This is a genomic window from Roseobacter sp. HKCC-CH-9208, from assembly GCF_037805125.1.
GTDB lineage: Bacteria > Pseudomonadota > Alphaproteobacteria > Rhodobacterales > Rhodobacteraceae > M30B80.
In genome coordinates this window covers 76,215-98,758 of the sequence record NZ_JBBLYK010000001.1, presented here as the reverse complement: position 1 = coordinate 98,758, position 22,544 = coordinate 76,215, and the positions used below count along the sequence as shown (strand labels likewise).

Annotated in this window: 21 protein-coding genes; 11 read left to right on the top strand and 10 right to left on the bottom strand. The window is 56.2% G+C overall.

Translation table 11 applies throughout. The annotated features are described in order from the left end of the window. Positions 1-86: 86 nt before the first annotated feature. Entirely contained in the window at positions 87-1,415 is a 1,329-nt protein-coding gene (locus tag AAC621_RS00520) for a LysM peptidoglycan-binding domain-containing protein (RefSeq protein ID WP_340251131.1), read from the bottom strand. A gap of 210 nt (positions 1,416-1,625) precedes the next feature. On the opposite strand from AAC621_RS00520, the gene AAC621_RS00515 reads away from it, so the two are divergent. Further along, the gene (locus AAC621_RS00515) at positions 1,626-2,180 is read left to right on the top strand and encodes an LOG family protein (protein WP_340251129.1); all 555 of its coding nucleotides are present in this window, start codon (positions 1,626-1,628) and stop codon (positions 2,178-2,180) included. Here the strand turns inward: AAC621_RS00515 and rarD are convergent. From rarD to AAC621_RS00485, 6 genes are all read right to left on the bottom strand, one after another. After that, positions 2,165-3,037 (bottom strand): EamA family transporter RarD, encoded by an 873-nt coding sequence (gene rarD, locus AAC621_RS00510; RefSeq protein ID WP_340251127.1) that lies wholly within the window; start codon positions 3,035-3,037, stop codon positions 2,165-2,167. The two genes, AAC621_RS00515 and rarD, sit on opposite strands and share 16 nt — an antisense overlap. Before the next feature lie 174 nt (positions 3,038-3,211). Beyond that, positions 3,212-3,814: a superoxide dismutase gene (locus AAC621_RS00505; RefSeq protein ID WP_340251125.1), complete on the bottom strand. Its 603-nt coding sequence runs from the start codon at positions 3,812-3,814 to the stop codon at positions 3,212-3,214. Positions 3,815-3,894: 80 nt separating this feature from the next. Next, positions 3,895-4,452, bottom strand: a complete 558-nt coding sequence (locus AAC621_RS00500) for a sarcosine oxidase subunit gamma (protein ID WP_340251123.1) — start codon at positions 4,450-4,452, stop codon at positions 3,895-3,897. After that, complete coding sequence (locus AAC621_RS00495; protein WP_340251121.1) at positions 4,445-7,447, bottom strand: sarcosine oxidase subunit alpha family protein; 3,003 nt, start codon at positions 7,445-7,447, stop codon at positions 4,445-4,447. The genes AAC621_RS00500 and AAC621_RS00495 overlap by 8 nt, the downstream gene beginning before the upstream one ends. After that, the gene (locus AAC621_RS00490) at positions 7,444-7,764 is read right to left on the bottom strand and encodes a sarcosine oxidase subunit delta (protein ID WP_317654691.1); all 321 of its coding nucleotides are present in this window, start codon (positions 7,762-7,764) and stop codon (positions 7,444-7,446) included. The genes AAC621_RS00495 and AAC621_RS00490 overlap by 4 nt, the downstream gene beginning before the upstream one ends. Positions 7,765-7,807: 43 nt before the next feature. Further along, on the bottom strand, positions 7,808-9,052 hold the full coding sequence (locus tag AAC621_RS00485; protein WP_340251119.1) for a sarcosine oxidase subunit beta family protein: 1,245 nt from the start codon (positions 9,050-9,052) through the stop codon (positions 7,808-7,810). 241 nt (positions 9,053-9,293) lie between these two features. On the opposite strand from AAC621_RS00485, the gene ccmI reads away from it, so the two are divergent. From ccmI to AAC621_RS00470, 3 genes are read left to right on the top strand one after another with little or no spacing between them, the layout of a single operon-like run. After that, on the top strand, positions 9,294-10,541 hold the full coding sequence (gene ccmI / locus AAC621_RS00480; protein ID WP_340251117.1) for a c-type cytochrome biogenesis protein CcmI: 1,248 nt from the start codon (positions 9,294-9,296) through the stop codon (positions 10,539-10,541). Beyond that, positions 10,538-11,029 (top strand): Holliday junction resolvase RuvX, encoded by a 492-nt coding sequence (gene ruvX, locus AAC621_RS00475; protein ID WP_340242668.1) that lies wholly within the window; start codon positions 10,538-10,540, stop codon positions 11,027-11,029. The genes ccmI and ruvX overlap by 4 nt, the downstream gene beginning before the upstream one ends. Positions 11,030-11,043: 14 nt before the next feature. Further along, positions 11,044-11,274, top strand: a complete 231-nt coding sequence (locus AAC621_RS00470; RefSeq protein WP_340251115.1) for a DUF1289 domain-containing protein — start codon at positions 11,044-11,046, stop codon at positions 11,272-11,274. Here AAC621_RS00470 and dusA read toward each other — a convergent pair. Then, complete coding sequence (dusA, locus tag AAC621_RS00465) at positions 11,271-12,263, bottom strand: tRNA dihydrouridine(20/20a) synthase DusA (RefSeq protein WP_340251113.1); 993 nt, start codon at positions 12,261-12,263, stop codon at positions 11,271-11,273. The genes AAC621_RS00470 and dusA overlap by 4 nt on opposite strands. A 25-nt stretch (positions 12,264-12,288) precedes the next feature. Then, on the bottom strand, positions 12,289-12,567 hold the full coding sequence (locus AAC621_RS00460; protein ID WP_340251111.1) for a hypothetical protein: 279 nt from the start codon (positions 12,565-12,567) through the stop codon (positions 12,289-12,291). Between the two features lie 459 nt (positions 12,568-13,026). On the opposite strand from AAC621_RS00460, the gene AAC621_RS00455 reads away from it, so the two are divergent. The 7 genes from AAC621_RS00455 to AAC621_RS00425 all read left to right on the top strand — a co-directional run bounded on the left by AAC621_RS00455 (position 13,027) and on the right by AAC621_RS00425 (position 21,776). Beyond that, entirely contained in the window at positions 13,027-14,517 is a 1,491-nt protein-coding gene (locus AAC621_RS00455) for a SulP family inorganic anion transporter (protein ID WP_340251109.1), read from the top strand. A gap of 12 nt (positions 14,518-14,529) precedes the next feature. Beyond that, on the top strand, positions 14,530-15,402 hold the full coding sequence (locus AAC621_RS00450; protein WP_340251107.1) for a universal stress protein: 873 nt from the start codon (positions 14,530-14,532) through the stop codon (positions 15,400-15,402). 104 nt (positions 15,403-15,506) lie between these two features. Beyond that, positions 15,507-17,660 carry an FAD-dependent oxidoreductase gene (locus AAC621_RS00445; RefSeq protein WP_340251105.1) on the top strand — a complete coding sequence of 718 codons (2,154 nt, stop codon included), beginning with the start codon at positions 15,507-15,509 and terminating at the stop codon, positions 17,658-17,660. Further along, on the top strand, positions 17,657-18,274 hold the full coding sequence (locus AAC621_RS00440; protein ID WP_340251103.1) for a CDP-alcohol phosphatidyltransferase family protein: 618 nt from the start codon (positions 17,657-17,659) through the stop codon (positions 18,272-18,274). The genes AAC621_RS00445 and AAC621_RS00440 overlap by 4 nt, the downstream gene beginning before the upstream one ends. A gap of 12 nt (positions 18,275-18,286) precedes the next feature. Continuing rightward, on the top strand, positions 18,287-19,474 hold the full coding sequence (locus tag AAC621_RS00435) for an ABC transporter substrate-binding protein (protein ID WP_340251101.1): 1,188 nt from the start codon (positions 18,287-18,289) through the stop codon (positions 19,472-19,474). Beyond that, complete coding sequence (locus tag AAC621_RS00430) at positions 19,474-21,144, top strand: ABC transporter permease (protein WP_340251099.1); 1,671 nt, start codon at positions 19,474-19,476, stop codon at positions 21,142-21,144. The genes AAC621_RS00435 and AAC621_RS00430 overlap by 1 nt, the downstream gene beginning before the upstream one ends. Continuing rightward, entirely contained in the window at positions 21,141-21,776 is a 636-nt protein-coding gene (locus tag AAC621_RS00425) for an ATP-binding cassette domain-containing protein (protein WP_340251097.1), read from the top strand. Before AAC621_RS00430 ends, AAC621_RS00425 begins: the two co-directional genes overlap by 4 nt. Here the strand turns inward: AAC621_RS00425 and AAC621_RS00420 are convergent. Then, the gene (locus AAC621_RS00420; protein WP_340242657.1) at positions 21,773-22,543 is read right to left on the bottom strand and encodes an ATP-binding cassette domain-containing protein; all 771 of its coding nucleotides are present in this window, start codon (positions 22,541-22,543) and stop codon (positions 21,773-21,775) included. The two genes, AAC621_RS00425 and AAC621_RS00420, sit on opposite strands and share 4 nt — an antisense overlap. Between the last annotated feature and the right edge of the window lies 1 nt (position 22,544).

Genomic DNA, 22,544 nt, shown 5'->3' with positions numbered 1-22,544 from the left:
GATATGGTCAGGTGACCCAAACGTAAAGAAGCGGGGCGCTGATGACTAGAGCCCCGCTTGAGCGATCCCGCCCCTACACGCGCGACCTATTGCGCAGGGATGGTGAAGACCTGACCCGGATAAATCAGATCGGGATCCCGAATTTGGTCGCGGTTGGCATTGAAAATCTGAACATAGTCAAAGCCAGACCCTAGCATATTTTCGGCAATTCCCCATAGCGTAAAGCCACGTTCAACTGTCACCACGCGAATGGCGTTTTGCGCGCCACCTGCGGCATCCGCAATCTCAGCCGCAGCCTCGCGGATAAAGCTGGTTTCAGACCGCGCGATCACTGTGCCATCCGCGGCCAGTTGATCTATGCGCAGATCATAAGCACCTGCGGCAACATTGGCGACATCGGCGCGCCATGTGCCATCTTCGGCGCCTGTCACCTCAGCCACAAGCGCGTTGTTGAGGTAAACCCGCAAAGCAGCGCCGCTATCGGCACGCCCCGCAATTTGAACATCCCCCGCACTGGAATAGCTGACCGTGTCAATGCTGAGGGCCGCGCCATCGGTGCTGCCACCTTGCACTAGCGAAACCTCCTGCCCGTCTGATTGCAGAACGATGGGCGTTGTGGTGCTTTGGGTCACTGTTTCCGCCTCGTCTGTGGCCTCTGCAACAGTCACAGGCGCGGCAATTGGGGCCACGACCAAGGTTTGTGCTGCAGCCACCCGCGCACCTGTCTCATCGGTCGCTTCAACCGACAAAAGACGCGGACTGTCCGAAGGGGCAAGTTTGGACAAAAGCACGAAATTGCCGGCTCGATCCGCAGTAGCATCCGCGCTATCTACACCATCCAGCAAAAGATAAATCTCGGCATTAGGCATCGCGCTGCCGGCGATCACGGTCATGCCATCGGGCGAGACACGGATGACATCCAAAACAGGCGCGGTCGTGACCACGGCCTCAGCCACATCAGCCGCCTCCTGCGCCGTAGAAGGTGTTTCGGGCGCAGTGGTTTCATCGCTCGCGGTTTCAGCAGCAGTAGTTTCTTCTGTGACCTCAGAGCTGACTTCTTCCGCAGCCGCTTCTACTGCGGTTTCCGAAGCAGCGGTTTCCTCTACGACCTCTGTACTGATTTCTTCCGATGCCACTTCTACTGCGGTTTCCGAAGCAGCGGTTTCCTCTGTAACCTCTGTACTAACTTCTTCCGCTGCCACTTCTTCTGCGGGCTCTGGCGCTGCCGTGCCGTTTGTGGCGTCATCTGCCACGGCAGGCGCCTCTGCTACGGCCTCCTCACCAGCGCGGTCTTCGTTCACCACTTGCCAGCCCAAATAACCCAAAGCGGCGATGGCAAGGGCGATTATGCCCATCCCAAGCCCCGACAAGCCACCCGCAACTTTTGACCCGTTTGCCATATTTTCTACCTTCATGACCGCACCGCATTGCGAGCGTATATATTTATCCCCAATCCGAAGGGCTTGCGCACATATTGCACCACGCTTAGCACCATCCGCAAGATGTTGCGAAACCTATCTGTCACAAAACTGCGCCACACTAACATCGCCGCAACAGTTGAGCCCTTTGTCGAACGCGGCTATCACAGAACCGACCCAATATGCAAAAACCAAAGGATAGGCCCGATGCGCGATTTTTCAGTTTGTGTCTTTTGTGGCGCGCGGGACGGGGCAAATCCCCTTTATGCAAAGGCCGCGCGCGACTTAGGCCTTGGGATTGCAAAGGCGGGAATGCGCCTTGTTTACGGGGCTGGTGATGTTGGGCTGATGGGGCATATCGCCCGCGCCGCGCAAGAAGCAGGTGGTGACACATTCGGGGTCATCCCAACCCATCTGATGGCCCGCGAGGTCGGCAAACGCGACCTGACGCGTTTTGTCATCACCGAGACAATGCATGAGCGCAAAAAGGTGATGTTCATGAATTGCGATGCGGTCGTGATGATGCCAGGCGGCGCTGGTAGCTTGGACGAGTTTTTTGAAGTGCTCACATGGCGACAATTGGGACTCCATGATAAGCCCATTATCCTCATGAACACCGCAGGCTATTGGGACAGGCTGACCCATCTGTTGCACCATATGGTCACAGACGGCTTTGCCGATGCCAGCCTGTTGGGCTTTGTTGAAACGGTAGATACGCCTGCCGACACTTTGGCGCGGCTCTCTGCCTATCGCGCTGCCTGAGGGCGCATAGCCCCTACCGAATAGATTGCGAGACCTGACCAGATCATTAGAAACGTAATTGTATGCCAAAGCGTCATAGCTTCGCCAAAAATGAGAACAGCCACGCTGAATTGTATTGTGGGATTAAGATATTGCACTAATCCGATTGTCGATAATGCAGTACGTTTCGAAGCATAAGAAAAAAGTATCATCGGTATAGCCGTCAGCGGCCCTGACAGTATCAATAAAATCAATTCTGTAAGGTCGGGAGAAAAGCCACTTTTGGTAGAATAGAGCCATGCAAGGTATACCATAGCGAGTGGCATCAGTAGTGATACCTCTGCTGTCACCGAAACTACGGGTCCAGCAATTACGTGACGTTTGATTAAGCCATAAAAACCGAAGCTGAATGCCAAAATCAATGAAATCCAGGGCGCGACACCCAAGCCTAAGGTTAGTTGTACCACCGCAAGTCCCGCCAACAATACAGCGATCTTCTTTGATCTCGTAAACGGCTCTTTTAAAATGAATGCCCCAAGCGCTACGGCCACCAGCGGAAATATATAAAAACCGAGCGAACTTTGCATCAGATGGCCAAGATTTACCGAAACGATAAAAAAATACCAATTTGTTGAAACCAAAACTGCAGCAGCAAATACTTGAGATAACGAACGTTTGTTAGAAAGCACGATGCGCAATTCGCCAAGACGGGACTGGATTGATAAAACTATAACAAAGCAAACAGCTGACCATATCGTGCGGTGCGCAAGGACTTCTGAGGAAGTAATGTCCGACAGTAATTTATAATAAAGCGCGGAGAAGCCCCAAATCAAGCAGGCCCCCACCATCGCCAAAACGCCTTTGGTGGCCTCTGTCATGAAGCATCGCCTTCGGTTCTGTGATTATGATCACATGTGAGGGGGGATTACGGGGGAGGTCAAGGGGGGCATTTGCGATCGATGCCCACCTTTGCATTAAATCTGACGGGAAAAGAAAAAACCCCCCGCTTTCGCGAGGGGTTATTGGTTCAATGAACGCTGCCTTCAAAGGGCTTAGCCCATCCGAGAGGCCACGTTTTCCCAATTCACGAGGTTGTTCAGGAAATTGTCCAAATATGCGGGGCGCTTGTTGCGGTAGTCGATGTAATAGGAATGCTCCCACACATCGCAGCCCAACAGGGCCGTTTGACCAAAGCAGAGCGGGTTCACGCCGTTTTCGGTCTTGGTAACCTTAAGGCCGCCATCTTTGTCCTGCACCAACCAGCACCAGCCCGCACCAAACTGACCAGCGCCTGCGGCGGCGAAATCAGCCTTGAACTGATCAACCGAGCCAAAACTATCAACCAGTGCCTTTTCCAATTCCGATGGCATGGCCGACGAACCTGGTCCCATCATTTCCCAGAACTGCACATGGTTCCAATGCTGGCTTGCATTGTTGAAGATGCCGTTTTGGGCCACAGCGCCTGCCTGATAGGTGCCTGTGATGATTTCTTCAACAGATTTGCCTTCCCATTCGGTTCCTGCAATCAGCTTATTGCCATTATCGACATAGGCCTTGTGGTGCAGGTCGTGGTGAAATTCCAATGTCTCGGCCGACATCCCCTTTGCGGCAAGCGCATCATGGGCATAGGGCAGGTCAGGAAGTGTAAAAGCCATGGGTTTATCCCCTCGTCTCGCGGTTTCAATTTCTAGACCACAGATGGGGGGCATAGCCCCCAAAGGTCAAGGGGGGCAGATCAGAAATACCCCACCTCGCCACCTTTTGCGCCAGAGACACGTAACAGGTCATGGACATATTGTTTGACCGAACGAAACGCAAAAAGCCGCGCTGTCTTTGGATCGGTCAACCAAACTGCGGCTGCCGCCTGTGCCACGCGACTGCGGCGCAATTCACCAACCCCAAAACTGTCGGGATGAAAATCCGCGGGCATCAGTTTGGCCAAACAATCGCGCAATGCGCCCGCTGTGGGTGCGGTGATCTCAAACACCGCGCGCGCATCGGACATATCGAGCGCCAAATGATGCAGCTTGGCCAATTTCTTGTCCAAACTGGCGACATGGGCAGCGCATTCCGCATAGGGGCAGAGGATCATCACCTCGTCATGTGACATCCATGCGACCCCATAGGCGCCCTTCTCAAGGATTGCGCGCGGGGCGGGCATGGCAAGGCCCGTGATGGCCTTGACCACTGTCGCCACTGTTTTCTGGGACAGATCTGCGCGCAAGGTGATCATCCCTTGCAGCGGCAGTTCGTTGACGCTGACATAAGGTGTTAGGGTGCTGAGATCAGACATTTTGCTTCTCCCCCTCGGGATCAAAGAAGATGGTCGAACAAATCCGTGCCTTGATCTGACCACCCTTACCATCGGTGAGATTCACCACCTCGCCCATGCGATCAGGGCCATTATGGATCAGCGCCATCGCGATCCCGCGTTTCAGGGTTGGTGAATAATAGGTCGATGTCACCCGCCCTTGGACATTGTTCTGGCCATTGGCGTTTTTGCCTGCGCGGATCACATAGGCACCATCTGGCAGAACCCCACCATCCAGCGTCTCAAGACCGACCAATTTCCACCGATCAGGATTATCCATGAAACTCCGCGCCTGTGCGCGTTTGCCCAAATAATCCTCTTTCTTTTTGGAAATCGCCCAATCGAGGCCCAAATCCTGTGGGATGACCGTGCCATCAGTTTCATCCCCGATCATGATAAAGCCCTTTTCAGCCCGCATGACATGCAGCCCTTCGGTGCCATAGGGGGTAATGTTCCATTCTGCGCCCGCCTCAATCAGGCTTTTCCAGAAATCCAATCCCTGACTTGCAGGAACAGCGATTTCAAAGGACAGCTCACCCGAGAAGGAAATACGGAACACCCGCGCCTCAAACCCGCCGATTTTCGCATCTGTCCACGCCATAAAGGGCAGTGCTTCTGCAGACAAATCAGTATCAGAGCCGAGCTTTTCCAACAGCTTGCGCGCATTTGGGCCAACCACGGCCACCTGTGCCCATCTTTCGGACACATTGGCCGTGTATACCTTAAAGTCCCACCATTCGCATTGCAGCCAATCTTCCATGTGCGCGTGGATGTGATCAGCCCCGCCTGTGGTGGTATGCACGAGGAACGTCTCTTCATCGAGACGAGCCACAACGCCATCATCCATCAAAAAGCCGTTCTCATTGCACATAAGACCATAACGGCAGCGGCCCGGTTTCAGGGTGCTCATCATATTGGTGTAGAGCATATCCATGAACCGCCCCGCATCAGGCCCTTTGACGATGATCTTGCCCAAGGTCGATGCATCAAGCAGACCAAGCGAGCCGCGGGTGGCATTGATCTCGCGGGTCACGGCTGCGTGGCGATCTTCGCCCGCCCGTGGATAGCAATAGGGGCGCCGCCACTGACCCACAGGCTCAAAATCGGCGCCATGTTCAACGTGCCAGTCAAAGATCGGCGTGCGGCGCAGCGGTTGGAACACCGCACCACGCGCCTCGCCTGCGATGGCCCCCATGGAAATGGGCGTATAGGGTGGGCGGAATGTGGTGGTTCCCACAGCAGGGATTTGCGCCTGAAGCGCATCAGCAAGCACCGCAAGACCATTGATATTGCTAAGCTTTCCTTGATCGGTTGCCATGCCCAATGTGGTGTAGCGTTTGGTATGCTCAACGCTTTCATAACCCTCGCGCGCGGCCAACTGAACGTCAGACACTTTCACATCGTTTTGGAAATCCAACCACATTTTCGTGCGTTTCTGAATGGGTGCGCGGGCGGGCATGATCCAAATCGGGGCCAAGGCCCCCAATTCAGGCTCCACCACTTTGGGCAGGCGCGATTTAACCGCTTGGCCCGTGGCGGCCGCAACAGCCGCCTGCGCGGATTTCAAAGACGCAGCTGCGGTGGAATGCCCGTCTGCCGCCCCCGCAACGAAAACAAACCCTTCGCCATCATGGCTGAGCGGCGGGCGTGTAGGATCGGGGCGGAAACAGGCCTGTGCCTCATCCCAAATCAGCTTGCCACCGCAATGTGACCAAAGATGCACCACAGGCGACCATCCGCCCGACATGCCGACCGCATCACAGGCGATGACCTCGCCCGTGCTGCCATCGCTGTCTTGCGCGCAGATTTTTACGCCCGTGACACGCTTGCCCCCCTGCGCCTCTGCAATGGCCATCCCCTGCTTGATCGCAATCCCCGCACAACGGGCGGCTTCAATCAAATCGCCTTTCGCATCGGGGCGTGGGTCGATAACGGCTGCAACCTCAAGACCCGCCTCTTTTGCGATTAAAGCACTGCGATAGCCATCATCATTATTGGTGGCAATCACGATACGCTTGCCCGCAGCCACGCCATAATTGACGATGTAATCGCGTAGGGCGCTGGCCAACATCACGCCCGGAATATCATTGCCTGCAAAAGACAGCGGGCGTTCGATTGCACCTGTCGCGGTGATGATGCGTGCGGCGCGAATACGCCACAACCGATGACGGGGGGCATCAACGCTCGGCGCGTGATCCGTCACGCGCTCATAGGCCAAGGCATAGCCGTGATCATAGACCCCTGCCCCCATAGTGCGGCTGCGCAAGGTGACATTCTTCATCTTACCAAGGGCGACCAATGTTGCGGTGATCCATTCATCCGCAGATTTACCGCCCAATTCGATCCCATCGACAGGCGCGCGGCCACCCCAATGGGCGGTTTGTTCAACCAACAGCACCCGCTTGCCTTGCTTACCTGCGTCCAACGCAGCCTGAAGCCCTGCAATACCGCCGCCGATAATCAGCAGATCAACATGGGCGTAGAAATGCTCGTAACGATCTGCATCGCGATCTTTTGGGGCTTTGCCCAAACCCGCAGATTGACGGATAATGGGTTCAAACACATGCTTCCAAAACGGGCGCGGGTGAATGAATGTCTTGTAATAAAAGCCCGCAGGCAAGAACCGCGCAAGGTAATTGTTCACCACGCCAATATCGTTCTCAAGGCTCGGCCAGTGGTTTTGGCTTTGCGCCTGAAGTCCTTCGAACAATTCGGTGGTGGTCACGCGTTGGTTCGGCTCAAACCGCGCATCACGGCCCAAACCGACAAGCGCGTTTGGTTCTTCCGCGCCCGAGGCCACAATACCGCGCGGGCGGTGATATTTGAACGAGCGGCCCACCAGCATCTGATCTTCCGCCAAAAGCGCAGAGGCCAGCGTATCGCCCGCAAGCCCACGCATTTTCTGGCCGTTAAATTCAAAAGAAACTGTGCGGGCCTTGTCGATCAGACGGCCGCCTTGAGGCAAACGATGGCTCATGTCAGGCTCCAATCAGGGCGTTTTGCCTGTATCTTTGCAATAATCTCTTTAGGGGGTTCGGGCGTTTGTGCGCTATAGGTTCCAAACACCTCTAGGGTCGCGGTGCAGCGCGCCGCCAAGAACCATTTGCCACAGCCATATGTGTGCCGCCAGCGTTCAAAATGCACGCCTTTTTGATTGTGCCGCATGAACAAATAACCTTCAAAATCCTCATCCGAAGATCCTGGGCCAAAGCGTTTGAGATGCGCCTCACCACCAGGGGAAAGTTCAGTCTCATCGGCGGAGACACCGCAATAAGGGCAGGTCAAAAGCAGCATAGCTGAACCTCGCTTTGGTAAATCTTAAACATCAAGGCAGGCATCAATGCGCCACCCCTGCGGCCACGCTTTCATCAATGAAGCGGCCCTCGCGGAAGCGGTTTAGGCCAAACTCATCGGCCAAAGGTGAATGCCCTTTGGCCATAAGTTCCGCCATCGCCCAACCTGATCCGGGGATAGCCTTAAAGCCGCCTGTGCCCCAACCGCAGTTGATAAAGCAATTTTCAACAGGGGTTTTCGAGATAATCGGGGAACGATCCCCCGTCATGTCAACAATCCCGCCCCATTGGCGCAGCATCTTAAGGCGCGAAATCATCGGGAATGTCTCGACCAAGGCGCGCACCGTCTCCTCAATATGCTGGAAAGAGCCGCGCTGTGTGTAGTTGTTATAACCATCTGCGCCGCCGCCAATGACCATTTCACCTTTGTCGGATTGGCTCATATAGCCATGCACCGTATTGGCCATGACCACCACATCCATGCAGGGCTTAATAGGTTCAGACACCAGCGCCTGCAGCGCAACCGATTCAATGGGCAGACGGAAGCCTGCCATATCGGCCACATGGCTGGAATGGCCCGCCACCACGATGCCCAATTTATTGCAGCCAATGCGGCCCTTGGTGGTTTCAATCGCGCTGACTGCGCCATTTTCGCGGTGGATGGCTGTGACCTCGCATTGTTGGATGATGTCCATCCCCATCGCCGAACAGGCCCGCGCATAGCCCCAAGCCACCGCATCGTGGCGCGCCGTGCCGCCTCGCGCCTGCCACAGACCGCCCAAGACAGGATAACGCGGCCCCTCAAGATGGATGATCGGGCAAAGTTCTTTGACCTCGCGCGGGGTGATGAAGCGTGTCTCAACGCCCTGCAGCGAATTTGCATGCGCCGTGCGCAAATAGCCGCGCTTTTCATGCTCGGTCTGCGCCAACATGATCACGCCACGCGGGCTGAACATGATGTTATAATTCAAATCTTGGCTCAGGGTTTCATAAAGGCTGCGCGATTTCTCATAGATCGCGGCAGAAGGATCTTGGAGATAGTTTGAGCGAATGATCGTGGTGTTGCGCCCCGTGTTCCCGCCGCCAAGCCAGCCCTTTTCAATCACGGCCAAATTGGTGATGCCAAAATTCTTACCCAAATAATAGGCCGTGGCCAAACCATGGCCGCCAGCGCCAATGATGATCGCGTCATACTGGGCCTTTGGTGTTGGGTTGCGCCACGCGCGTTCCCAACCTTGGTGATATCCCAATGCCTCTTTGACGATGGCAAAGACAGAATAGTGGCGCATAGCGAAAGACACTCCTGAAAACTTGCCCCTGTTTGGCCCTGTTCGGGACGCAAAAGGATACTGCGGGCGGCATATTTGCGCGCAAAAACGACCAGATGCAAAACGCAATTCCTGCATTTCTTGCCGTGCTTTGCGGGCCTGCGCAAGATGGTCGCGGCTTTGTGTCACGATTATCCTTTTGATCTGCGTGCCAAGGGCTTACATCTGAGCCAAGACGACATTTCGCGGGAGAATAGGCTTGATGGTTTTCTGGATCGCAACTGCTGCAATTTCTGTGGCAGCTATCTTGATTTTGCTGCGTGCTTTTCTGCGCGGCGTATCCGCGACAACCCCAACCGAAGCCTATGATGTGCAGGTCTATCGCGACCAATTGCAGGAACTTGAGCGCGATGAAGCGCGTGGCGTGCTATCGCCGCAAGATGCAGAACGCGCCCGCGCCGAAGTTTCGCGCCGCCTGATTGAGGCAGATCGCGCCCTGCAAGCGGCCAAAGAGGCGGGAACGGGCCTCGCCAATGGCAAGGTTTTGATCCCTGTGGGTTTGGTTGCGACATTGGCCCTTGCTGTTTTGGTCTATGCGCAATTGGGGGTGCCCAATTATCCAGATATGCCGATCGCAACCCGCATTGAACGGATTGAAGAAAATCGCGCCACCCGCCCCTCACAGGCCGAGGCGGTGGCCGAGGCGTCGGTGTCGGCCCGCCCCGCAATCCCTGAAAACCCAGAACTTGAGGCCTTGGTTGAACGTCTGCGCGCGATTATGGCCGAGCGGCGCGATGACCCAACAGGGTGGCGCCTCTTGGCGGAAAACGAGTTGCGCCTTGGCAATTTCGAGGCTGCCGTTGCCGCGCAAGAACAGCTTGTCGGCCTGCTTGCCCCAGAAAGCCCCGAGGGTGTGGCCGCAAGGGCCAATCTGGCCGAAATGATGATTTTGGCGGCGGGCGGGTATGTTTCGCCCGAGGCTGAGGCCGTGTTGACCGACACCATCGCGCAAGAGCCGCGCAATGGAACCGCGCGCTATTACATGGGCCTCATGTATGCCCAAGGGGGCCGCCCTGATCTGGCCTATACAATCTGGCGCACTCTTTTGGCCGAAAGCACGCCTGATGCGCCATGGCTTGAACCCATCCGCTTGCAGATTGAAGAAGTGGCCTTCCTTGCGGGTGATCCCATCAATGTGGATGACCTGCCTCAGCCCCGCCGTGAAGACGCCCCCCTTCGCGGCCCCGATGCCGCGCAAATGGAAGCCGCAGGTCAAATGAGCGCCGAAGATCGCGCTGCAATGATTGAAGGCATGGTTGGCAATTTATCGGCCCGTTTGGCCAATGAGGGTGGCACTGTTGAAGAATACGCACAGCTGATTACGGCCTTGGGGGTTTTGGGCCGCCTTGATGAGGCGCGCGCAATTCTGGCTGAGGCGCGCGCAAATTTTGCGGGCCAAGACGGCGCTGCGGCAGTGCTCGACAATGCTGAGGCAGGCCTGCCCCAATGACCGAGGGTTTTGTCGACCTTCACGACTTTGCAGCGGCCACCGCGCCGCCTGCCGCGATTTTGGGTTTGGATTTTGGCACCAAAACCATTGGCATTGCCATCAGTGATTTGTTCCAAAGCGTTGCAACCCCGCTGATCACAATCAAGCGCGAGAAATTCACCCAAGACGCCGCAGAATTGGCAAAACTGGTGGCGGCACGGGATATTCGCGGCCTCATCCTTGGCCTGCCCCGCAATATGGATGGCAGCGAAGGCCCCCGCGCCCAATCAACCCGCGCTTTTTTGCGCAATATCGGCCGATTTGAGGGGCTGTCGCATTTGCCCGCCGCGTTTTGGGATGAAAGATTATCCACTGTGGCCGCCGAAAGGGCGCTTTTAGAGGCGGATACGTCCCGAAAACGTCGCGCCGAGGTGATTGATGCGGTCGCTGCAAGCTATATATTGCAAGGATCACTAGATCGCATGCGGGTGATCCGCAGCGCAGAATAGAGGCAGGGCAGGCAATGGTGGATGAGGTTTGGTCGCGCGAAGCAATCGCTTCGCCTTGCATAAAAATCTGCCTTGTACATCCGACCGAACGGATTTGCACAGGGTGCTATCGCACGATTGATGAAATCAGCACATGGGGCCGCAAGTCACCCGAAGAACGCGCTGACATCATGAAAGCCCTGCCAAGCCGCGCAAGTCTTTTGAGCAAGCGCCGTGGCGGTCGCGCGGCACGGGTGCCGAACTAGGCAGGCTCACGCATCATCTGCATCGCGCGCGCAATCACCTTGGGGCTTGCATCGGCTGTTTGTGCCTCGGTCGATAAAATACGCCGCCATGCGCGCGCGCCAGGCTGCCCCGAAAATAGCCCCAAGATATGACGCGTCACATGATGCAACCGCCCGCCTTTGGTGATATGGCGCTCGGCATAGGGGATCATCGCCTCGGCCACCTCATGCGCCGACAGCACTGTGCGCGGGTCATCAAAAATCACCGCATCCGCGTGGCCCAAGATCACATAGGGGCTATGATAGGCCGCGCGCCCAACCATCACGCCATCAAGACCATCCCTAAGGTGGGATGCGACCGCGTCTAGATCCTTAACACCGCCATTGATTGATAGATGTAGGTTCGGAAATTCTTCCTTCATGCGCCGCACCAAGGTGTAATCAAGCGGCGGGATGGTGCGGTTTTCCTTGGGGCTTAGCCCCTCAAGCCACGCTTTGCGTGCGTGAATTGTCAGACGACTGACACCTGCCTCTGCCATCTGTTTCAAAAATGCGGGCAAAATCTCGGCGGGATTTTGATCATCCACCCCGATGCGGCATTTCACAGTCACCTCGACAGTCGCAGCATCCTGCATGGCCCGCACGCAATCCGCAACAAGCTGTGGGGACTTCATCAAAACCGCCCCAAAACACCCTGACTGCACCCGATCAGACGGGCACCCCACGTTGAGATTGATCTCATCATACCCATAGGGCGCAGCAATTTTCACCGCCTGTGCCAATTCAGCAGGATCAGAGCCCCCCAATTGCAGCGCAACGGGATGCTCGGCCGCATCATAGGTCAAATGCCATGCAGCTTCCCCATTCACCAAAGCAGCGGAGGTCACCATTTCAGTATAAAGCAAAGCGTGACGCGACATCAGACGATGGAAATAACGACAATGCCGATCCGTCCAATCCATCATGGGCGCCACGCTGAGGCGGGAATTGTGGGTGAGGGTCTGGGTCACATCATTACCGCGTTGGTGGTCGGGCCTACCAATATGCGGGATTTTGCAAGGCAGGCGCGCAGGTTGCGGGGCCTTCTAGCGGTAAAATCGGGGCCTTTGTCAAGGATTGTGCAATCCACCCTTGCGGTTGGCTTAACGGGTAAGGTGCGGGCAAAACCACAGGGTCAATGGCCGCAAACCCCGTTTTTCCGTAAAACGCAGGGTCACCATATCTCACCACGATATCGCCCACCAACTGTGACAGGGCGTAGGCAATCAACCCCTGCCCCACGCCCTGCCCCTGATGGTTTGGCAATACCGCCATTGGCGAGAGCAAGAAACAATCGCACTTGTCTGCGAAAAATAGAGCCGCGTGAAAATCACCGCGCCCACGCACAGATCACCCTCATGGGCGGTAAAGGCTGCAATGTCAAATTTTGGGGTGGTTTTGATCAAGTCCGCAGCGAGTGCTGATACAAATTCACCCTCCTCCTCCCCTTCAGAGGCGGTGAAGCCTTTCAAAAATACATCCGCAAAGGCGGTGGGATCAGGATTTATGGCACGGCGATACTGCATGTCTGGCAGAGTTAGCATCGGCCATCACGAACTCAAGCCAAAATGCGACTTTGCCCTCTGGGCTTGGCAAGTTCGGCTTTTCCCCCTAAAACCCGCCCGAACAGCATAGGGGGCGCACTGGCCCCTCGCGGCCAAAATCAACGCTTGATCACGCTGATCGGACATGACCCCGCCTTGGTATCCCAAGGCCGGCAAGGGACTAGATTTGATGATATCTCTCGCGCATTACCGCCATGAATGGACGCACAATATCCGTGGCGATCTTTTGTCAGGTTTGGTTGTGGCCTTGGCCCTGATCCCTGAGGCAATCGCCTTTTCCATCATTGCGGGTGTTGACCCCAAAGTAGGCCTTTACGCCAGTTTCTCCATCGCTGTCATTTGCGCAATCACAGGCGGGCGGCCTGGCATGATTTCGGCGGCCACCGCCGCCACCGCCGTTTTGATGGTGACTTTGGTGCGCGATCACGGGCTGCAATATCTCTTGGCGGCTACTGTTTTGGCAGGCCTTTTGCAAATCATGGCGGGTCTTTCGCGGCTAGGTTATGTGATGCGCTTTGTTTCAAAATCCGTCATGACGGGCTTTGTGAACGCCTTGGCCATTTTGATCTTCATGGCGCAATTGCCGGAACTTGACCCGCGCAATGTGCCGATTTTGACCTATCCCTTGGTCGCGGCGGGGCTTGCGATCATCTATCTATTTCCGCGCCTGACGCGGGCTGTTCCATCGCCCCTTGTCACGATCATCGTGTTGACGGCGCTATGTGTCTTCATGGGGTGGGATGTGCGCACTGTAGGCGATATGGGGCAATTGCCTGACACGCTGCCCGTATTTTTGATCCCCGATATCCCGCTGACTTTTGAAACATTGCAGATCATTTTCCCGTATTCACTCGCCGTTGCGGTTGTGGGCCTGTTGGAAAGCCTGATGACACAGCAGATTGTGGATGATCTCACCGACACAGCGTCAGATCGCAATCAAGAATGCATCGGCCAAGGTCTGGCCAATTCAGCCACGGGGTTCATCGGCGGGATGGCGGGCTGCGCGATGATCGGGCAGTCGATTATCAATGTAAAATCAGGCGGGCGTGGACGGCTTTCGACCTTTGTGGCGGGAATTTTCTTGTTGATCCTCTGCGTCTCGCTTGGTGACATCGTGGCAATTATCCCGATGCCCGCCTTGGTCGCGATTATGATCATGGTGTCGATTGGCACATTTTCATGGTCATCCATCACCAATTTGCGCGAGCATCCCAAATCCTCCTCTATCGTAATGTTGGCGACCGTGTTCTTTGTGATTTACACGCACAACCTTGCGATTGGCGTTTTGGTCGGGGTGCTTCTGTCTGGCATTTTCTTTGCGTGGAAAATCTCGCAGCTCTTTCGCGTTACATCGAGCATCACCGCCGATGGACGCCATCGCAACTATCGGATTGAAGGCCAGCTTTTCTTTGCCTCCTCCGAAGATTTTATGAAGGCCTTTGATTTCCGCGAAGCCTTGGATCGTGTCACCATTGATCTAACCCATGCCCATATCTGGGATATTTCATCCGTAGCAGCCTTGGATATGGCGATTTTGAAATTCCGCCGTGAGGGTGCTGAGGTTGAGGTCATCGGCTTAAACGACGCCTCAGAGACCATCGTTGATAAACTTGCCATTCATGACAAACCTGGCGCCTTGGATGCGCTGACGGGCCATTGAGGGGATTGTGTGATGACCGATAAACCAAACCTGATGGCGCTTGTGGATGCCTCGGCCTATTCCGAAAGCCTGTGCCATTACGCAGCATGGATCGCGGGGCAGAACGCGTGGAAGGTCAAGCTTTATCATATCTTGGGTCGCCGGTCGGGGCATGATCGGGGGGATTATAGCGGCGCAATTCGACTTGGTGCGCGCAGCCGCCTTTTGGCCGAGCTGTCACAAATGGACGAAGCCCGCGCGAAATTGGCCCAAGAGCAAGGACGCGCTGTGCTAGAGGATGCCGCCGCCCTTATCAGCGCCGAGGGGATCGATGTCGAAACCCGCCTGCGGCAGGGGGATCTTGTCGATACGGTGGCTGACAAAGAACAAGCGGCTGAAATGATCATGATCGGCAAACGTGGCGAGGCTGCAAGCCACGCCATGGCGCATCTGGGGTCAAACCTTGAACGGATATTGCGCAGCGCTCACCGCCCCGTATTCATCGCCAATCGCAGCTTTGCCCCTATTTCAAAACTTTTGATCGCATTTGATGGTGGGGCCTCTGCCACAAAGGCAGTCGATTATGTCGCCACTTTGCCCGCGTTTTCAAAGCGCGCCGTCACTTTGGTTTTTGCGGGAACACCAAGCGCCGAACAAGTCACGGCGCTTGAGGCGGCAAAAAATCGTCTGACCGCGGCAGGCATGGGCGCTGACATCCTGATCGAGGCGGGCGAGCCCGAGCACCTGCTTGCGCGGCTCTGTGACAGTGACAGCAGCAGTGGCGCCGCCCATGATCTCTTGGTAATGGGGGCCTATGGCCACAGCCGTGTGCGCCAATTGATGATCGGCTCAACCACCACGCAAATGATCCAATCCTGCAAGGCCCCCGTTTTGGTCATGCGGTAACGCCCCTCTCAAATGGGTGTGAGGGAAAGAAATAAGACTAGGCGCGCGCAGGATTCTTCGTCAAAAGCGGTGAAACGCTGTCGAATGAGGCTAAGGGGACCACGATGAAAAAACGCGCTATAGCCGCATTTTTGGTGGTGCTGATTGTCTTGGGGTTTTGGGCTCTATCCGCGCTTGATTTATCCCTTGAGGGGCTGCGCGGCTTTGTGGATGGCGCGCAAATGTGGCGCGACCAAAATGCAGGGCTTTTGTGGGGCCTCTATTTCCTGATCTATTTGGCGGTCACCGCGCTGTCTTTGCCCTTGGCGGTTTGGATGACCTTGGGGGCTGGCGCAACTTTCGGTTTTTGGTCGGCGTTGTTAATGGTGTCCTTTGCCGCATCCCTTGGGGCGACCTTGGCCTTTCTCACCGCCCGCTATCTGGCGCGAGATTGGGTTATGGCCCGATTTGGCGCGCGGCTTGAGGGGGTCAATCGCGGGCTTGCACAAAATGGGGCCTTTTACCTCTTTACCTTGCGCCTTGTGCCTATTGTGCCCTTTTTCGTAGTTAATCTGGTGATGGGCCTATCGCCGATGAGGGCCTTGACCTTTTACGGGGTAAGCCAAGTGGGGATGCTTGCAGGAACGGCTGTTTATGTGAACGCAGGGACGCAATTGGCAACGATCACAGCCGTTGCTGATATCCTGTCGCCCGCGCTGATTGGGTCTTTTGCAGCGCTTGGCCTTTTTCCATGGATTGCAAAATTTGCGATTGCGCGCATCAAACGCTATCGCGCATATCGCCCCTATACGCGCCCTGCCCGTTTTGATCGCAATCTGATCGTGATTGGCGCAGGCGCAGCTGGTCTTGTTTCGGCCTATATCGCCGCTGCAGTCAAGGCCAAGGTCACCTTGGTTGAGGCCGGAGAAATGGGGGGGGATTGCCTCAATTTTGGCTGCGTCCCCTCTAAGGCGTTGGTCAAATCTGCCAAGCGCGCCCATGACATTGCCCATGCCGAGGAATACGGCCTAATCGCAGCGCCCCCCAAGGTGGATTTCCCGCGCATCATGGCCCGCATTCATGAGGTGATCGAAACCATCGCACCCCATGACAGCGCAGAGCGCTACGAGGGTTTGGGGGTTGAAGTGATCAAAGGCTATGCCCGCATCCGTGACCCTTGGCATGTTGAGATCACGCAAAATGATGGCAGCGTTGCGACCTTATCCACCCGCGCGATCATCGTGGCCACGGGCGCATCCCCGACCATCCCCCCCATCACGGGACTGTCCGATGTGCCCTATCTGACCTCTGACACATTGTGGTCAGAGATGAAAACCCGTGAAACCGCCCCACAATCCATGGTGGTTTTAGGGGGTGGGCCGATTGGCTGCGAATTGGCGCAAAGCTTCGCACGGCTTGGGGTTCAGGTCACGCAAATCGAACGCGCGCTGCGGCTTTTGGCGCGCGAAGATGAGGAGGTCAGCGCCGCCCTTCTTGCCGCGATAGAGGGCGATGGGGTTGCCGTCAAAACAGGCTCCACGGCGCAATCCGTGAGCCGTGCGGGCGATCAGATTGCCGTGGAAATCGAAGGGCCAGAGGGCCGTGAGGTGATCCTTGCCGATGATCTTTTGGTGGCAGTCGGGCGCAGCCCGCGCCTGACGGGGTTTGGCCTTGAGGAATTGGGGATTGTCACAGATCGCAAGGTCGACACGAATGACTATTTGCAAACCCTTTTCCCCAACATCCTCGCCGCTGGCGATGTCGCAGGCCCTTATCAATTCACCCATACGGCAAGCCACGAGGCCTATTACGCCGCCGTAAACGCGCTGTTCGGGGATATTAAGCGCAGCAAAGCCGATTATCGTACCATTCCTTTTGCAATTTTTACCGATCCCGAAATCGCCCGCGTTGGCCTGTCTGAAAGTGAGGCCCGAACCAAGGGAGTGGCCTATGAGGTCACGCGCTATGATCTCGATGATCTTGACCGCGCCATTGCCGATGGCACCAGAAAGGGGTTTGTAAAGGTGCTGACCGCAAAGGGCAGTGACCGCATTCTTGGGGCCACAATCATCGGGGCCGAGGCGGGAAATCTCTTGGCCGAATTCACCTTGGCCATGAAACACGGGCTTGGGCTGAACAAAATCTTGGGCACCATTCACATTTATCCAACCCTCGCAGAGGCGAATAAATATGTCGCGGGGAATTGGCGCAAAGCACGCGTGAACCCCCGCGCCCTTGCGCTGCTGCAGCGGTTTCACGCCTGGAGGTTGGGAAAATGATCGATGCCCGCCTATTGCCCCTGCAACGCCGCCTGACCCGACCCTTTGCCGAAGCTTTGTATAAGGCCGGTATCAGTGCAGATCAGATCAGTTTGTTTGGCTTTGCTCTGGGGCTGTGCGCCCTGCCTGCGCTTGCCATGGGGCACTTTGGGCTGGGTCTTATGTTCATCCTGCTCAACCGCCTTTGTGACGGGCTGGATGGGGCTGTGGCGCGGATCGCGGGGCCAACAGATCGGGGCGCGTTTTTGGATATCGCGCTTGATTTTCTCTTTTACGCTAGCATCCCAATTGGGTTTGCGCTCTTCGATCCGACCCGCAACGCCCTTCCTGCTGCGCTCTTATTGGCTAGTTTCATTGGAACGGGCGTGTCATTTATGGCTTATGCGGTGATTGCCGCGAAACGCGGGTTGCACTCTTCAGCCTTCCCGCAAAAAGGGTTCTATTATTTGGGCGGCCTGACCGAAGGGGCCGAAACAATTGCCGCATTTGTGGTCTTTTGCCTTTTCCCCATGGCCTTCCCCGCCTTTGCGTTTATTTTTGCGGCGGCCTGCGCCATTACAACGCTCACCCGCCTCATCGCGGCATGGGTGGCTTTTTCACCGAACACGCATTGAGAGAGAGACCTCATGATCAAACGCCTTTTGCCGATACTGGCCATGATGATGGCCACACAAACCCATGCGCAAACATGGCAAGACACAGTGGATGCCGCGCGCGGGCAGACTGTGTATTGGCATGCATGGGGCGGTGATCCACGCACGAACAACTATATTGATTGGGTCGATGCGCAGATGCAGGCGCGGTTTGGTATCACGGTCGAGCATGTGCCTTTAACCGACACGGCCGAGGCCGTGACAAGGGTTCTCTCAGAACGTGCCGCAGGTCAGAACACGGACGGCGCGGTTGATCTGATCTGGATCAACGGCCCAAATTTTCTAGCGATGAAAGAGCAAGATTTGCTGTTTGGCCCCTTTGTTCAACGCCTGCCAAATGCGCGCTTTGTTGACCTTTCGCCTGATGCGCCTGCATCGATTGATTTTACCGTTCCCGTTGATGGGCTAGAGGCCCCATGGCGCTTGGCCAAATTTGTGTTCATCCATGACAGCGCCCGCGTCCCGAACCCGCCACAATCTATGAGCGAATTGCTCGATTGGGCGCGCGACAATCCCAGCCGCTTTACCCATCCCGATCCTGCCAATTTTATGGGGGCCAGTTTTCTAAAACAGGCTTTGATCAGTTTGGTTGATACCCCCGCCACCCTGCAAAACCCTGTGAGCGAGGAGGATTATGCCGCCCTCACTGCCCCCCTTTGGGCATGGTATGATGCCTTGCGCCCCTTGATGTGGCGGGAGGGTGACACATTCCCTGAAAACGAGTCGATCCAAGCGCGCCTTTTGAACGATGGCGAAATCGATATCACCATGTCCTTTGACCCAAGCTATGCGGCAGCGGCCATCAACTTGGGGCTTTTGCCCGACACGGCCCGCGTTTTCGTGCCCGAGGGGGGAACGCTTGGAAATATAAGTTTTGTGGCGATCCCCTATAACGCGGCCCATGTTGAGGGGGCGCAGGTTGTGGCAGATTTCCTTCTATCGCCCGAAGCGCAGGCGCGTATGCAAAATATCGACAATCTCGGCGCGTTTTCCGTGCTTGACCCCGCGCTGATGGATGCCGAAGCGGCAGCGTTTTTTGCAGACCTTCCGCAAAGCCCCGCCTTGCCCGAATTGGCCGATCTGGGGCCAACCTTGCTTGAGCCCCATGCCAGCTGGATGACCGCCATCGCCGAAGATTGGGCGGCGCGCTACGCACGCTGATGGGGCGTGGCGCATATATCGGTGTGTTCAGCGCGGCGGCGGCCTTGGTCTTGGCCCCGATTGTCGCGGGCTTTGCCATTGGCCTTGCGGCCAGTTTGGGCTTTTTCCCCGCGATTGGCGCAGATTACCTGACATTTGCGCCCTATCACCACTTGATAGCGGTGCCCGAGTTTTGGGGCGCGCTTGGTCTGTCGCTGCAAACAGGGGGGGTGGCCACGGCCCTGTCGCTGTTGCTTGCGCTGATCTTCGTGGCGCAAGGCGGCGGGGAAACCCGTATCTTAGCGCCGCTATTGGCCGTTCCCCACGCCGCAATCGCCCTTGGCGTTGCATTCTTAATTGCGCCTTCGGGGTGGATCATGCGCGCGCTTGCGCCTCTTTTGGGCTTTGAGCGCCCCCCAGATCTGGCCTTGGTGAATGATCCTGCGGGATTCGCGCTGATCCTTGGCTTAGTGATCAAGGAAATCCCCTTTTTGGTCATCGCTATCGCCAGTGCCATGGCGCAATTGCCCGTGACCCGCACGCGCCAAATCGGGGCAAGCCTTGGCTATGGCACGCTGCGCATTTGGGCGCTGCTGATCTTGCCGCAGCTTTACCCGCTGATCCGACTGCCTATAATGGTGGTGTTGGCTTACGGGCTATCTGTGGTGGATATGGCCTTGATCTTGGGGCCGAATGCGCCGCCAACCTTCGCCGTCTTAGTCACGCGCCTGTTCATCGCGCCTGATTTGACGCTGCTATTGCCCGCATTTTCTGGGGCTATCGTTCAAATCGCACTGATTGCCTTGGCCTGTCTCAGCCTATGGTTATGTGAGCGCGGCATGATGCGACTTGCCAAGGCCGAGGCGCGCATGGGGCGGCGCGGGGGAACGCGGATACCCCTGTCATGGATCACGCTCCTGCCGCGCGGGATCATGGGGTTGGGTCTGATCGGCATTTTGGGCTTGCTTTTGTGGTCGATCACATGGCGGTGGGTTTGGCCTGATGTTTTTCCACAATCCCTATCCCTCAGGGCATGGCAAAGCGGCGATTGGGGTGCCCCCCTTCATACAAGCCTTGAGATCGCAGTGGTCAGTCTGACAATCGCAACACCGCTTGCGCTTCTGACACTCGAGGCGGTGGATCATTTGCCCAATAAATTGGCGAAACCTATCCTTTTGCCGCTGATCTACACCCCGCTATTGATGCCCCAAATTGGGTTTCTTTATGGGGTGAATATTGCCGCGCTGAAACTTGGCATCACGGCAGGGGTGGCGCCCGTGATTTGGGCGCATATTTTGTTCGTTTATCCCTATATTTTGTTGATACTGCTCGATCCGTGGCGCGCAATAGATCGCAGGGTTTTACAAGCGGCAGCCGCACTTGGCGCAGGGCCTTGGCGGCGGTTTTTCGCCGTGAAACTTCCCATGATGCTTCGGGCCATCATGGTGGCCATGGCAGTTGGCTTTGCCGTTTCCATTGCACAATATCTGCCGACCCTCTTTGTGGGCGGCGGCAGGGTTGCTACGATCACCACTGAGGCGGTCACGCTCGCCTCAGGCGGGGATCGCAGGATCACAGGTGTTTATGGCAGCCTTCAGGCCACGCTGCCCCTGTTGGTCTATCTGCTTGCCTTCTTGACCCCGCGCTATGTTTGGCACAACAGACGCGCGATGCAAGCGAGGGTGACATGAGCCTAGAGATCACAGAACTAAGCCTCAGCATTGGGGAACGGAGGCTGTTTCAGCCCCTTAGCCTGAGTGTTGCGCCTGGTAAGGTTGCCACGATTATGGGGCCATCTGGCATCGGAAAATCCACCCTTTTGGCGGCGATCGCAGGCCATCTTGCCCCATCCGTCACGGTGACTGGTCATATGACCCTTGAGGGGCAAGACCTAGCTTCCCTTGCCCCCGAAACACGCGAGGTGGGCATGATTTTTCAAGATCCGTGCCTTTTTCCCCATCTCAGCCTTGGTGACAATCTTGCCTTTGGTCTGCGGGCAAGCGCCGACCGCACCGCGCGCCGCGCAGGCATAGAGGCAGCCCTTGAGACAGCGGGCCTTGCGGGCCTCTATGAGGCTGACCCAGACACCCTTTCAGGCGGCCAAAGATCCCGTGCCAGCCTGATGCGCAGCCTCTTGGCAGAGCCTCGCGCACTGTTGATGGACGAGCCTTTTTCGGCCTTGGACATGGAATTGCGAGATGAGATGCGCCGCTTTGTTTTTGCACATATCCGCGCGCGCAATATTCCTGCGGTTTTAGTCACACATGACCCCGCGGATGCAGAGGCCGCGAACGGCCCCTGCTGTCAGTTACAGCGAGATTAGATCGCGTCTAGCTCTGCCTTAAGGTCGCCCATCTCTGCGCCACCTGACATCAAGCGGCGCATTTCCTTGTCACCGATCTCGGTAGCGGTGCCCGCCCCAATCGTTTTACCAAGCGCAAGGAAAGTATAGCGATCTCCCACCAGACGCGAATGGATTTCGTTATGCGTGATGAAAATAATCGCAATATCCCCGCGTGCGCGGACGCGTTTGATTGTTTTCAAAACACCCATCTGCTGACGCTGACCAAGCGCTGATGTTGGTTCATCCAAGATCAGAACCTTGGCCCCAAAATAAATCGCGCGCGCAATCGCCAATGTCTGACGCTGACCGCCCGACATTGTGCCGACCGCCTGCGTGGGGTCAGAGAAATCAATACCGATTTTCAGCATCTCATCATGCGCAATCTTGTTCATTTCATTCATGCGCAAGCTGCCAAGGGGCCCTGTCAATTCACGACCCATAAAGAAATTACGGGTGACGCTCATTAACGGGTTCAGGGCCAAATCCTGATACACTGTGCCAATGCCAGCAGCAGACGCATCCCGCGGCGAGCGGAAGGTAACAGGTTTCCCTTCGATATAGATTTTGCCTTCGGTGGGTTGGTGAACACCTGCAAGGGTTTTGATCAGGGTCGATTTACCCGCCCCGTTATCTCCCAACAGGCAATGCACCTCACCAGGAAAAACCTCAAGGTCAACGCCACCAAGGGCTGTGAAAGGGCCAAAGCGTTTGACCAGATTTTCTACGCGAAGATATGGTTCGGCCATG